This is a genomic window from Veillonella sp. 6_1_27 (genome assembly GCF_000163735.1).
GTDB classification, from domain to species: Bacteria; Bacillota; Negativicutes; order Veillonellales; family Veillonellaceae; genus Veillonella; species Veillonella parvula_A.
In genome coordinates, this window is record NZ_GG770218.1 from 62,499 (window position 1) to 75,165 (window position 12,667).

General features: G+C 38.9%; 12 protein-coding genes. All 12 read right to left on the reverse strand.

Going from position 1 to position 12,667, the window contains the following annotated elements:
• Window positions 1-1,731 carry an ABC transporter ATP-binding protein gene (locus tag HMPREF0874_RS09470; protein WP_004695487.1) on the reverse strand — a complete coding sequence of 577 codons (1,731 nt, stop codon included), beginning with the start codon at window positions 1,729-1,731 and terminating at the stop codon, window positions 1-3.
• A complete protein-coding gene (gene lpxB / locus HMPREF0874_RS09475; protein ID WP_008603444.1) occupies window positions 1,724-2,866 on the reverse strand; it encodes a lipid-A-disaccharide synthase in 1,143 nt (380 codons plus the stop codon). Before lpxB ends, HMPREF0874_RS09470 begins: the two co-directional genes overlap by 8 nt.
• The gene (locus tag HMPREF0874_RS09480) at window positions 2,866-3,702 is read right to left on the reverse strand and encodes an LpxI family protein (RefSeq protein ID WP_039965500.1); all 837 of its coding nucleotides are present in this window, start codon (window positions 3,700-3,702) and stop codon (window positions 2,866-2,868) included. Before HMPREF0874_RS09480 ends, lpxB begins: the two co-directional genes overlap by 1 nt.
• 328 nt (window positions 3,703-4,030) lie before the next feature.
• Complete coding sequence (gene lpxA, locus HMPREF0874_RS09485; RefSeq protein WP_004695481.1) at window positions 4,031-4,843, reverse strand: acyl-ACP--UDP-N-acetylglucosamine O-acyltransferase; 813 nt, start codon at window positions 4,841-4,843, stop codon at window positions 4,031-4,033.
• 20 nt (window positions 4,844-4,863) lie between these two features.
• Window positions 4,864-5,289 (reverse strand): 3-hydroxyacyl-ACP dehydratase FabZ, encoded by a 426-nt coding sequence (fabZ, locus tag HMPREF0874_RS09490; protein ID WP_004695477.1) that lies wholly within the window; start codon window positions 5,287-5,289, stop codon window positions 4,864-4,866.
• Window positions 5,286-6,125, reverse strand: coding sequence for a UDP-3-O-acyl-N-acetylglucosamine deacetylase (lpxC, locus tag HMPREF0874_RS09495; RefSeq protein WP_012864067.1), 840 nt, complete (start codon window positions 6,123-6,125; stop codon window positions 5,286-5,288). Before lpxC ends, fabZ begins: the two co-directional genes overlap by 4 nt.
• 263 nt (window positions 6,126-6,388) lie before the next feature.
• Window positions 6,389-7,291 carry a lysophospholipid acyltransferase family protein gene (locus tag HMPREF0874_RS09500; RefSeq protein ID WP_039965501.1) on the reverse strand — a complete coding sequence of 301 codons (903 nt, stop codon included), beginning with the start codon at window positions 7,289-7,291 and terminating at the stop codon, window positions 6,389-6,391.
• Window positions 7,292-7,297: 6 nt separating this feature from the next.
• Window positions 7,298-8,329: a UDP-3-O-(3-hydroxymyristoyl)glucosamine N-acyltransferase gene (gene lpxD / locus HMPREF0874_RS09505; RefSeq protein ID WP_008603448.1), complete on the reverse strand. Its 1,032-nt coding sequence runs from the start codon at window positions 8,327-8,329 to the stop codon at window positions 7,298-7,300.
• Between the two features lie 31 nt (window positions 8,330-8,360).
• Window positions 8,361-8,888 (reverse strand): OmpH family outer membrane protein, encoded by a 528-nt coding sequence (locus HMPREF0874_RS09510; protein WP_004695467.1) that lies wholly within the window; start codon window positions 8,886-8,888, stop codon window positions 8,361-8,363.
• An 11-nt stretch (window positions 8,889-8,899) separates the two neighbouring features.
• Window positions 8,900-9,871: a hypothetical protein gene (locus HMPREF0874_RS09515; RefSeq protein WP_008603451.1), complete on the reverse strand. Its 972-nt coding sequence runs from the start codon at window positions 9,869-9,871 to the stop codon at window positions 8,900-8,902.
• Window positions 9,872-9,900: 29 nt separating this feature from the next.
• Window positions 9,901-10,389, reverse strand: a complete 489-nt coding sequence (locus HMPREF0874_RS09520) for an OmpH family outer membrane protein (RefSeq protein WP_004695463.1) — start codon at window positions 10,387-10,389, stop codon at window positions 9,901-9,903.
• Window positions 10,390-10,495: 106 nt separating this feature from the next.
• On the reverse strand, window positions 10,496-12,664 hold the full coding sequence (locus HMPREF0874_RS09525) for an outer membrane protein assembly factor (RefSeq protein WP_038125908.1): 2,169 nt from the start codon (window positions 12,662-12,664) through the stop codon (window positions 10,496-10,498).
• Window positions 12,665-12,667: the final 3 nt, after the last annotated feature.

Below are 12,667 nucleotides of genomic sequence, written 5' to 3' on the forward strand. Positions count from 1 at the left end.
TTATCCTTTATTGGAGAATTGAACGGAATAAAGATGGTTGTACAATCCGCCGTCAATAGCTAATAGCTCTTGGTGAGTCCCCTGCTCTACCAAGCGGCCTTGATTGAGTACAACAATTTGATGAGCATTTTGAACAGTGCTCAATCGATGGGCAATAACAAATGCCGTACGCCCTTTCATAAGGCGATCTAACGCCTCTTGTACAAGTTTTTCACTCTCCGTATCTAAAGCAGATGTAGCTTCATCTAGAATTAAAATACGAGGGTCTTTTAAAATAGCGCGTGCGATGGCAACGCGTTGACGTTGTCCACCAGATAATGAACTGCCTCGTTCGCCTACAATTGTATCGAGACCATCAGGCATCTTCTCAACGAACTCAAGTACGTTAGCCGCTTTAGCCGCTTCATACACATCTTCATCAGTAGCATCTAAACGGCCATACAAGATATTCTCTTTAATTGTAGCATTGAATAATACGGTTTCCTGTGGTACAAGACCAATTTGTTCACGCAAAGATTTAAAAGTAACATCTTTTATATCATAACCATCAATTGTAATAGAACCACCAGTTACATCATAGAAACGAGGTAGTAAGTTAGCGAGAGTTGTCTTGCCTGCACCAGATGGTCCAACAAGGGCTACACTTTCGCCAGCCTTAACTGACAAGGTAAAATTTTCTAAGGCAGTCTTTTCTCCATCATAGGAGAAAGAAACATCATTAAACTCCACATTGCCGGTAATAGCAGGCAATGTAATAGCATCAGGTTTCTCCACAACATCTGTTTTAGTATCTAAAATTTCAAATACACGATCGGCAGCAGCCAACGCCTTTTGAATATTACCATATACTTGACTCAAACGTTTTACGGGATTTGACAAGTTAATAGCATAAATCAAGAACGCAATTAAAGAACCTGCAGTAATAGCACCTGTTACTACGGAGTAACCACCGTACCAAAGGATGACCGCTACAGCGATTGCCGCAGAAAACTCAACCATTGGGCTTAACAAGCTAGTCAATTTAGTAGCTTTGATAACTGCTTTAAAATTGCGATCATTTTCATCTTCAAAGCGCTTACGCTCAAAATCTTCACGAGCAAAGGATTTTACAACGCGAACTGCACTAATTACCTCTTGTAAAAGTGCCGTAATGTCAGCTACACGCCCTTGGACATCATGCCCCGCCACGCGAAGCTTCTTACCAAAAACATTGATAATCACTAAAACTACGGGAACCGTAATAAAAGTAACTAACGTCAATTTCCAGTCAATGAGAAGCATAGACACCAAGGAACCGATAAGTGTTACAGATTCCGTAATAAAAGAAATCAAGTTATCTACCACGGCCGTTTGCAATGCAGCTACGTCATTTGTAAGATTACTCATGATAACGCCCGTCTTACGACGATCGAAATAGGATAAGCTTAATTTTTGTAGATGATTAAAAATAGCCTCACGTACATCAATAATCACGCGCTGTCCGATGTAGGACATGTTATAAGTTTGACCATAGGTAGCAAAGCCACGAATTAGGAAAATCAGTATAATAGCACCTACAATAAGGTTCAACATAAACATATTCTTTTCATCTAATACTTGGTCTACTACATTCTTAATTAGCCAAGGTACTACCAAATAGGCAGCAGCAGCGACAATCATGCAGAACACTGCAAAAAGCATTCGCTTATAATAAGGCTTTACAAAGTATAAGAGCCTAGAATAACTATTCATTACATTTCTCCTTACCGAGATTATATACAAGATGTGCTACCCGTTTTACTGCACCCGGCTCACCTAATTTATGACGTACTTCGCGCAATTCACTGCGCATAGCTTCATTTTTGTCTACATCTCTGAGCAATGGTTCTACCAAAGACACAATTGCGTCTGGAGTGACAGCATCTTGTAATAATTCGGGAATGACTTCTTTACCCGCTACAATATTAGGCAAGCCCACATGTGTTACATTCACAACCATCTTACCAATACCATACGTAATTGGAGATACACGATACAATAACACCGTTGGCAATTCCATCATCGCCGTTTCTAATGTAGCCGTTCCTGATGCGGCAAGGCACACATCACAAATCTGCATCAAGTCATATGTATGGTCTTCCGTAATCGTAACAGGCACCTTATGAGCATCAATAAACGCTTCTAACTCACTTCGATCAATTGTATGTGCTCGAGGCAAGAAGAATTGAATATCTTCATACTTCGCCATCAATTGCTCACCACTTTTTAACATCGTATCAAGTAAGGATAAAACCTCTTGTTTACGACTGCCAGGCATGAGCAATACCTTTTTAGCCTCTTTACGAGCCCCGAAGTATTCTTCGGCCGCTTCTTTAGTCATCGTAGGATGTACGATATCGAGTAAAGGATGCCCTACAAAATCTACATTACATTTATACTTGCGATATGCTTCAGCTTCAAATGGAAAGATAGATGCTACCTTAGTTACATACTTACGAATTGTATTACCACGACTACTGTGCCAAGCCCAAATCGTTGGAGCAATATAATATAAAACAGGAATCCCCAGTTCATGAGCCACCGCAGCTAATTTCATATTAAAACCTGGATAATCTACACAAACAAGAATATCTGGTTTTTCCTTCATCATGACACGCTTCAAGTACGTGCGCAGCTTAAAGAATTTTGGCAATGACTTCACAATCTCTACAATACCAATGACACCAAGGTTCTTAATGTCATACACGATACGAACACCAGCGCGTTCCATCAGGGTGCCACCCATACCAAACATCTCTACAGAAGGATCTATTTCTCTCAATGCATTGGCTACACTTGCCGCATGAGTATCGCCGGAAGCTTCACCGGCGGAAAACATGACTTTCATTATGCATCCTTTCTGGAATTTACAAATTCTTGGTCTACAGCACAGATAACAATACCATGACGATCTGCCATATTAAGCACGTCTTGTTGTTGTACAAAAATAGTCTTTTCCGCTTCTACAGCTAGCACCTTACAACCGCTATCAATCATAGACATGAGAGTTTTTATGCCTACTGCTGGCACATCAAAGCGTACGTCTTGATTTGGTTTTTCGGTTTTAACGACAACCGCATCTCCGCGACCCAGTTCTCCACCTCTCAAGATACACTTGTCAGTCCCTTCAATGGCTTCAATTGCCATGACCGCCTTATGTTTAACAACAACGGTTTGACCAATATCAAGGGCCCCCATTTGTTTAGCTAATTCAAAACCAAAACAAATGTCAGCCCATTGCTCATCTGTAGGTTGTGCTTTTGAAAGCACTCCTACCTTTGGCATAAATGGTTTCAAGTATGCTGTTTGATCTAATACTTTAAAGCCTTCTCGTTCGATTTCATCAACGATGGCAAGCATAATCGTATCATCTTTACGATTTTTGAGCCGCTTTAAAACGCCTAATGTTTTTAAATCAGGAAATGTAAGGCCTTTAAAGAGAATCTCTTTAGTGACTTTTCCAAGCATAGTTAACTCTTGAACCTCTTCTTTTTTCAAGGTTTTAAAGATTTTACCTAGTTTAGCAACACCAATATCATAGAAAGCATCAGCCTCAGCCTTTAGAGCTGGGTCTATATCAGGTACTACACCGATAACAACCACCTCGTGGCCCAATACATGAGCGGCACGCATGAATTCTACAGGCAAAACACCAATGCCCGCAATTAATCCTACCTTTGCCAAGACTATACCTCCTAGATGGCCTCACGGCCTATATATCAATTAGTAATTTCAAGTTCACTATGAAAATGCCTAAAAATAGACATAATCATATACAATATATTTTACTATAAATAGCTACTTTTTACCATTAAAAAGCCAAGGTTTATGCCCTTTTCTTCATCATTTTATTAAAATTTCCTTATTACTTTTAACTACTAAAACATCTACGAATATATCTATAAAAACTTTTTATAATTATGAAAATATAATGCAAATTATCATTAATATAAAACTCAACCAGTTATACTGTACACAAAAAGACCTCGTACATTGTACGAGGTCCTCATAATTAGTCGCGACGAGTACGCATAATGCCTCTATCAGCATTGCGTAGGAATCGTAATAAATTTTCAATTTCTACGGAAGAATCCAATTGTAATTCCATTTCTTCAATTGCTTTGGATAAGCTGAATCCAGAACGATAAATAATACGGAATGCTTGTTTCAAATCACGTCGTACATCTTCGGAAATTCCTGCACGAGATAAGCCTACAGAGTTTAGACCGATAACACGTGCTGGTTGACCATCGGCAATCACGTAAGGTGGGATATCTTGTACCACCTTAGCCATCCCGCCAACCATTGCATTACGACCGATTTTAACAAATTGATGAATACCTGCAAGGCCGCCAATAACCACGCGATCTTCAACGATAGCGTGCCCTGCAAGACCAGCACAATTACTCATTATTACATTATTACCAACGATACAGTTATGAGCCACATGTGTACAGGCTTGAAGTAAACAATTATTGCCTACACGTGTTTCTTCACCTTCACCAGTAGCGCGGCTAATAGTTACGAATTCACGAATAACCGTTTCATCGCCAATATTACAATAGCTTTTTTCGCCTTTAAATTTTAAATCTTGCGGTTCCAACCCAATAGATGCGTTAGGATAAATTTCACAACGCTTACCAATGGTTGTCCAACCACCAATTACAACATGTGCACCGATTTGTGTGCCATCGCCAATCTCGACATGTTCGCCGATAACAGCGCCAGGACCTACGATTACATCTTTGCCCAATTTAGCATTTGGATGGACTATGGCTGTACTATGGATGTTGGATTCCGCATTTTCCATGCCTACAACTATCACTACAATCACTCCTCATTCTATTATACAAGGGCAAACATGTATTCACCGCTAGCGCACAATTTGTCGCCAACATAGGCACGGCCTTCAACCTTGCCCATTTTACCTTTAATTTTAACAATATCTACCTCCATGCGAACTTGATCGCCAGGTTTTACAGGATGGCGGAAACGCACTTTATCAATACCTGTAAACATAGGAGTAAGACCACGATTTTCCTCAGGGTACAATAATGCAATACCACCAACTTGAGCAATAGCTTCAGTCAATAATACACCTGGCATAACTGGGTTCCCTGGAAAGTGACCTTGGAAGAACAATTCGTTGAATGTAGCATTTTTAATACCCACAGCACGTTTCATAGGTTCTAACTCAACAATACGATCAACCAAAAGCATTGGGTAACGATGAGGTAAAATTTCTAAAATATCTTCGTGATTAAGAATCATGGCTGTGTCTCCCTTATTTCTTCCATTATACTGCGAGCCAATCTTGAATTTAATTCATGACTCGATTTCAAAGCAATTACATGGCCTTCAATCGGTCCTAACAAGAATAAATCTCCTATAACATCTAATGCTTTATGGCGAACTAATTCATCCTCAAAGCGTGGTATAGATAGACATTTCTCATCATCATAGACTAATGCATTATCTAGGCTACCGCCTTTTGCAAGCCCCATGGCCTGTAATTGTTCCAATTCCTTCATAAATCCGATAGTCCTAGCCGATCCAATGTGTGCTTTGAAATACTCAGGCGATACTTCAAAATCACATTGTTGCGTACCAAGCAACGGATGGCTGTTAATTGATGTAAAAGTCATGCGATAGCCATCATATGGCAAAATCACAATAAAACGATCCCCATCATAAACAGCATGAGATCGAGTCACTTTGTATATATGACGCAACGCTATTTGTTCTTCAATGCCAGCCTTTTCAATAAGATTGACAAAAATAGCACTACTACCATCACCTACAGGAGGTTCTGGAGAATCCATTTCAATATAACAGTTATCAATATTCATAGCACTGAACGCTGCCATCACATGTTCAACAGTAAATACCTTTGCTTCACCATTTTCCAACGTGGTAGCGCGCATAGTGTTCGTCACATTATCAATGTGTGCTCGCACAGAAGGATGCCCTTCAATGTCCGTGCGGACAAACACAATTCCTGTATCTTCAGGTGCAGGCTTAAAAACCATATGTACTGGTTCACCGCTATGAAGGCCAATCCCTTGATATGAAACAGCCTTTTTTATTGTTTGTTGTGGCTTACTCATAAGAATGTCCTTTCATAATCCGAATTCACGTTTACTATACACCAATATGTATTATACCCTATTTGCATAGGCGTTACAAGAAATTTACCATATATTACGCTAATTGGAAAGACTATTCTTAGTCTTTAAAATTTTAATAGACTATTTTTAAACACTAAGTTATAAGTTATAAAATAAAAAGAGATTTCATCCATGCTAGTAGGAATCAGTTTCATCTTGAAGATTCCACAATCGCATAAACAAAATCTCTTTAAAATTATTAACTATTGAAAAACATCAGGTGGTGTATCTATTTGTTCACCATAAAAACGACGAGTCCATTTCCAACGGTTATGAAGCCAGAACCAATCTTCAGGATATCGCCGAATATAATCTTCAATAAACTCATTTAGACGAGTTGTTGTTACCGCTATATCACGCTTTTTATCATCTGTACGTTCCACATAAATTGGTGGATGTGCTTCAATCTCATGTTTCTCAGAAAACGGACTATAATGTATGGTTACAAAAATAATAGGCACATCTTGCATACGAGCCAGTACAGCTGGCCCAGCAGCCGTCAATGTTTCATAGCCAAAGAATGGTGCAAGAACGCCATCATCACCAGGGTCCTGATCCATAATAAGGCCTAAAAATGCACCTTTTTTTAGTTCATTAATCATTTCACGAACACCTGTTTTATAGGTCACATGTTGATGCATAATCCGACGATATTCATTGATAAACTTATCGGCATCACCATTCTGTTTCATAGCCACAGAAATCAGCGGATATCCTTCAGAAGCAAGAACGCCACCTAAAAGTTCCCAGTTACCACTATGAACAGCAGCTAAAATTGCACCTCGACCATTTTCTAAGGCATCATCTAAGTACTCTCGATTAATAAACTCCACCATATCTTTGTATGCGCCATCTTTAATTTCAGGATAGCGCAATACATCAATAATCATACGGCCAAAGCGTGTAGTACTAGCTTTCGCAATACGTCGAGCTTCTTTAGGATCATCTGTAATATTACAGAATAAAATTTGGCCTATCGCCAGGCGCTTGCGTTTAGGTGGCACCACTAACCACACAATTTCACCAAGCAATGTACCAATAGCATATTGCAAACCTTTAGGTAATAAGCAAATAAAGGCACTAAAGATTTTCATAAACCTATACATGGATTATTAGCTCTCCTTAAGCTGTGCTTTCAAAGCGTCAATTTCTTTTTGTAATTGTTTTACAGTTTTCACCATTTCTGGCAAACGATTCTCGTAAGCAGCCAATTTTAGCCACTCTTTATGAGGTCTCATTGGATACCCAGCCATAACAGAATTAGAAGGCACATTGCCAGTAATTCCTGTTTTACCTGCAAATTGTACATTATCTCCAATTGTAATATGACCTGTACAGCCTGTTTGTCCTGCAAAGATTACATGGTTACCACATTTTGTACTACCTGCAATCCCAACCTGTGCGATTAAGAAACAATCTTCTCCAATCTCAACATTGTGGCCAAGGTGAACAAGATTGTCAATTTTGGTACCGCGGCGTACCAAGGTAGATCCCATTGTAGCATTGTCGATAGTAGTGCAAGAGCCAATTTCTACATCATCTTCAAGAATAACATTGCCTACTTGAGGAATATGCGTATGAATACCATTTTCTGTGGCAAAACCAAAACCTTCACCACCGATAACTGCTTTAGCACGCAATACAACGCGTTTACCCAAAATACAGTTCTCATGTACGATAGCACCCGCATAGATGTCAGAATCTTCCCCAATTCGTACATTATGACCAATATATACATAAGGTCGAATCGTTACATTATCACCGATAACAGCATTATCATTAATAACACAATAGGCACCAATAGCTACATTTTTACCAAGTGTAACATTCTTGCCAATAATAGCAGTACTATGCACTTCACGGGGAACTACAACAGGTGGATGGAATACTTCTAGCACTTGGGCAAATGCAGATTTTGCATTATCAACTACGATTTGCGCCATCGGTGCATTTTTTACTTCTGATTCAACGATAACAGTACCCGCTTGGCATAACGCAATATGTTCAACATATTCACCAATTGCAAAAGTTATGGATTGTTTTACCGCTTGTTCAAAGCTACGTGTCTCAGTAATGACAATAGACTCATCCCCTATAAGTTGACCGCCTACTAAATTTGCGAGTTCCTGTAAAGTTTTTTCCAAGGCAAACTCCTCCCCCTGTGGTAATCCTCAATTATTGTGCAGCTTCAGTTGTACTTGTTGTAGCTTGATCTGCTTGCTGTGCATTTTGCTGAGCATCTTGTTGCTCTTGGGCTTTAGCCGCATTTTCAACTTCTTTGATTTGATCGTCAGAAGCTTTACCCATTTTTGTGATCAAATCATCGGTTACATCAGAGCCACCACCAACAACAGCGCCTTTTTCAATAATAACATCAAGTTTTTTTTCTTTCACAAGTTCATTGATTTTTTGTTCTTGATATTGACGGTATTCTTGTGCTTTTGCATTTGCAAAGGCATTTAATTCTTGATTCGCTTGGTTAAATACATTTTGTTTAGATGCTTCATCAGCAGCAGCAATTTTAGCATCTAATTCCGCTTTTTTAGCGTTAATCTCTTTAGTAATTTCAATACCTTTTTCAGTACTATTTGCTACTTTCACGCTATCCACATAGCCAACATTGTTAGAACCACAACCACCTAAGATAGCCATAGAAGCTACTAAAGCTGCACTTAATACTAAAGATTTAATACGTTTATTCATAATATAACTCCTTATTGAACTCGATAAGACGCCTTCACTGCATCAGTAATATCAAGCCCTTTAATATTACCACCATCATCGATGATGACTAAATCTAAATGTTGTTCCTCAGCAATAATTGTTACGCGCATACGAACATCTTCTAAAATAGCCTCATGAAGCGCACTCACTTCAGCTTCTTTATCTGAAAGCTTTTTTGCCCATGTATCATTCCACTCTTGCGCCACAGGCAGATTATTATTAGCAATGATGGCTTGTGCTTGTTGTTGCACCATGGAGTCTCGTTTCTCAGCTAATTCCTTCTGTAGGGATGCAGCGTATTGATTGAGCTCTTCCTGCCCTTTTTGTTGCATTGGAGCAAGCTCAGCCTGTACCTTTGCTTTAATTGAATCCACATCGAAATCCGACGGCTTTCTCTTAGCTAATAATTCTTTTAACCTTTCTTCTTTTTTAGCCTTTTCAGCCATAGCCGCTGCTCTTTGTGCATCATCTATATATACACGTGCATCATAGGCATATAAGTCTAATTGAAGGTTTACGATTTCCAGATCATATTCATTAGTACTAACCTTTAACTCAGCTAAATACTTTTGAGTCAATTCATTGCGCTTCGAATTTAATTGCTGATTTAGTTCATTTTCTTTTGTTGCAATACGAGTTTGCAATTCTACCGTAAGAGCATCTGACAAGGTTGAATCCAGTGCAAGTGTTTTCAACTGTTCATCTTGTGTCTCTGACTTGGCATTTAAGGCTTGTTGTTCAAGTTCATATTGACGTTGTAAAAGTTCCAGTTCATTCTTGGCTTGTTTATAATCCGCATAGGATGGATTAAACGCTAGTACATCATCAATGCGTACAACACCTATTGACATGCCATCAGGACCCTGTTGGCGATTTGTTACAAAACCATAGGCCCAAACCATAGCACTTATTGCAGCAACGAGAAATATGACTAGTCCTATATATCGTTGTTTCCCGTTCATTGTCGTTCTCCCTTACATAGAACTACAGTTTATTTTTTTGCATCAGTAGCTAGTTTTTTCAATACTTGATCTGTAATGTCAACACCGCCATATAGTACAGTATCTTTAGTCATAACAACGCTAAGACCCTTAGCATCACCAACTGCTTTTGCAGCCTCCATAGCTTTATCTTGAACGGATTTAGCAATTTCTTGATCTTTTTTTGCTAGGTTTTGACGCGCTTCTTCAGCGATTTTTTGTTTAGTAGCATCATCTTGTGCTGCATCAATTTTAGCTTGCGTTTCTTGTTGTAATTGGCTTTGATAGCTCATATATTCTTGAGCTGCAGAGATATAAATTGGATTATCTTGAGACAACATACGAGATGTATCAATAACCCCAATAGTACTAGTCCCACTATTACTACTAGGCGAAGCCATTTGCGTATAAGCTAACGCACCAATACCAACAATAAAAATTGCAGCAATGACGATGGAAAAAATCTTTACATTCGCCTTGTTGTTCATCATTCGCATCATAATAGAGTGCCCTCATTTCTTTAAATCACTGCATCAAAGGATGCCATATAGAGATATTGGTGAAAGCCTCTTTAAAAAGAGGCCTTCACCATATACATTTACTATATTAGAATTGTGTACCGAAGCTGAAGTGGAATTTATTTTTGTGTTTACCCACGCCATAGTCAAGTTTAACTGGACCAATTGGAGTCGTAATACGAACACCAGCACCAACGCCATAGTTAAAGGTTTTCTTGCTATTATACCATGTAACATTTGGTGCATCCCATGCATCACCGATATCAGTAAACAATACGCCACTAACCTTTTTAACGATTGGGAAACGGAATTCCAATGTAGCATTGTACATATACTTGCCACGGAATTGATCATCTTCATAACCACGTAAGGAATCAGCACCACCCAATGTGAACAATTGGCTATAAGGAGCATCACCTTGAATAAAGCCACCACGTGCACGGAATGCCAATACATTCTTAGCACCAAGTTTTTTATACATGCGTGCTTCAGCTGTGAATTTATAGAAGTCGAAGTCACCGCCTAAACCATGACCAGCCCATTGTGTAGTATAGGAAATACGACGACCACGAGTTGGTTCATAGATATTATCACGAGAATCGTATACTTTTTGCCATGTTACGGAGTTAATGCGACCGAAGTTATTTTTTACATAGTTGTCAGATGCAAAGTTATAGGAACCATTATCCCAGTTTGTACCTTTACCCGCATTTTTATCATAACGGAAACCAGAGCTATCATCATCATCCCATTTATAAGTATCTTTACGAGATTCTAATGTCAAGTAATCACGAGTATATTCCCCAGTTTGACGACCGAAGGAAATATTGAAACCACGAGATTTCTTATTGTATTCTGCTACTTCACTACCATCTTCATTGTAATCTGTGTATTCATCTTCGCGGTTGAAGAAGGAGAAGCCAAGGGATGTACCTTTGCTATCAATCCAAGGTTTCAAATAGGAGATTTGGTAGTTCTTATATTTTTTCTTACCACCGATTTCCCAGTGAACTTTAAATTTATCGCCAGTACCACGTAAATTATCTTCACCAAATTCAACAATACCCATCAATCCATCAGATTTAGAGTAACCAGCGCCTAATGTGATGGTACCAGTCTTATGTTCCAATACATCGATTTCAATAATTACATTATTTGGATCTTGTTCACCTGGCAACATACGAACGTTTACGTCATCAAAGAAACCTAAGTTATATACGCGTTCTACAGAACGACGTACCAAGAATTTATTAAAAGGTTTTCCTTTCTTTTGAACAAATTCACGAGTAATAACTTTATTGCGGGTTTTCTTGTTACCTGCTGGAATGATATCTTCTACGACACCTTCAACAATGTGTATATGAAGTATGCCTTGGTCATCTACACGGATACCATCAACGTGTGCTAACATATAGCCATCGCGAGCATATGCAGCATTAATGCCTTGAACTTTTTGCCCTACGGATACAGAGTTAAGAACTTGACCTGGTTGAATATCCATGAACTTAGTCAATACTTCGGAGGAATATACAGTATTACCTTCAAAGGAAACGCCAGTAGTAACTGGATTTACTGTTACGGCAAAGTCCAATTTTACGCCTTCAGGCACGGAAGTAAATACAGGATTTACTTCGGAGAAGTAACCAGTATTACCAAGATTAGTTACATCTTTAAATACGCCATCAACAGATACGGTATCGCCAACTTTTTCAGTTAAAATTGGCAACAAATTTGCTTGCTGTTCAGCTGTAACGCCAGATATAGATAAACCGGTAATCAATTTACCTACGTAAGGATTAACAGATTCAGCACTAGCAGATGTGACATATTGTGCTTCTACTGTTGTAACAGCTTGAGTTTGGCCATTTTCAGCAGCCTTATCAAGATCAGTACCACCAGTAGTTTTAGATACCATTTTTACTTGTTTATCATCAGTTTTTAAAGCAGCATTATTGACTGTAACAGTTCCATCAGAACCTTTTACTACAGTGCCGTCACTAGATATAGTCGTATCACCACGAGCAGCTAAGATAGCTGCATCAGTTTCATCTTGTATAGTTGTAGTAGTTGCATCAGCATTATAAACAGCTTGTGTAGTAGCTGCATCATTTGCTGTAGCAGCATTAGTCGTCGTTGTGCTATTTAAATCTGGAGTATAGCCAGCTTGTACCTCAGCAGCAAATACACTGCCTGTCCCCATGACAGCAGTCAACACGGACGCTGCAAGCATACTTTTATAAGCTTTTGGTTTAAACATAAA

What these genes read in the sequence shown, in the direction of transcription:
- HMPREF0874_RS09470 (WP_004695487.1), bottom strand. Translation starts at nt 1,731, where the DNA reads ATGAATAGTTATTCTAGGCTCTTATACTTTGTAAAGCCTTATTATAAG.
- lpxB (WP_008603444.1), bottom strand. Translation starts at nt 2,866, where the DNA reads ATGAAAGTCATGTTTTCCGCCGGTGAAGCTTCCGGCGATACTCATGCG.
- fabZ (WP_004695477.1), bottom strand. Translation starts at nt 5,289, where the DNA reads ATGATTCTTAATCACGAAGATATTTTAGAAATTTTACCTCATCGTTAC.
- lpxC (WP_012864067.1), bottom strand. Translation starts at nt 6,125, where the DNA reads ATGAGTAAGCCACAACAAACAATAAAAAAGGCTGTTTCATATCAAGGG.
- HMPREF0874_RS09500 (WP_039965501.1), bottom strand. Translation starts at nt 7,291, where the DNA reads ATGTATAGGTTTATGAAAATCTTTAGTGCCTTTATTTGCTTATTACCT.
- HMPREF0874_RS09510 (WP_004695467.1), bottom strand. Translation starts at nt 8,888, where the DNA reads ATGAATAAACGTATTAAATCTTTAGTATTAAGTGCAGCTTTAGTAGCT.
- HMPREF0874_RS09515 (WP_008603451.1), bottom strand. Translation starts at nt 9,871, where the DNA reads ATGAACGGGAAACAACGATATATAGGACTAGTCATATTTCTCGTTGCT.
- HMPREF0874_RS09520 (WP_004695463.1), bottom strand. Translation starts at nt 10,389, where the DNA reads ATGATGCGAATGATGAACAACAAGGCGAATGTAAAGATTTTTTCCATC.
- HMPREF0874_RS09525 (WP_038125908.1), bottom strand. Translation starts at nt 12,664, where the DNA reads ATGTTTAAACCAAAAGCTTATAAAAGTATGCTTGCAGCGTCCGTGTTG.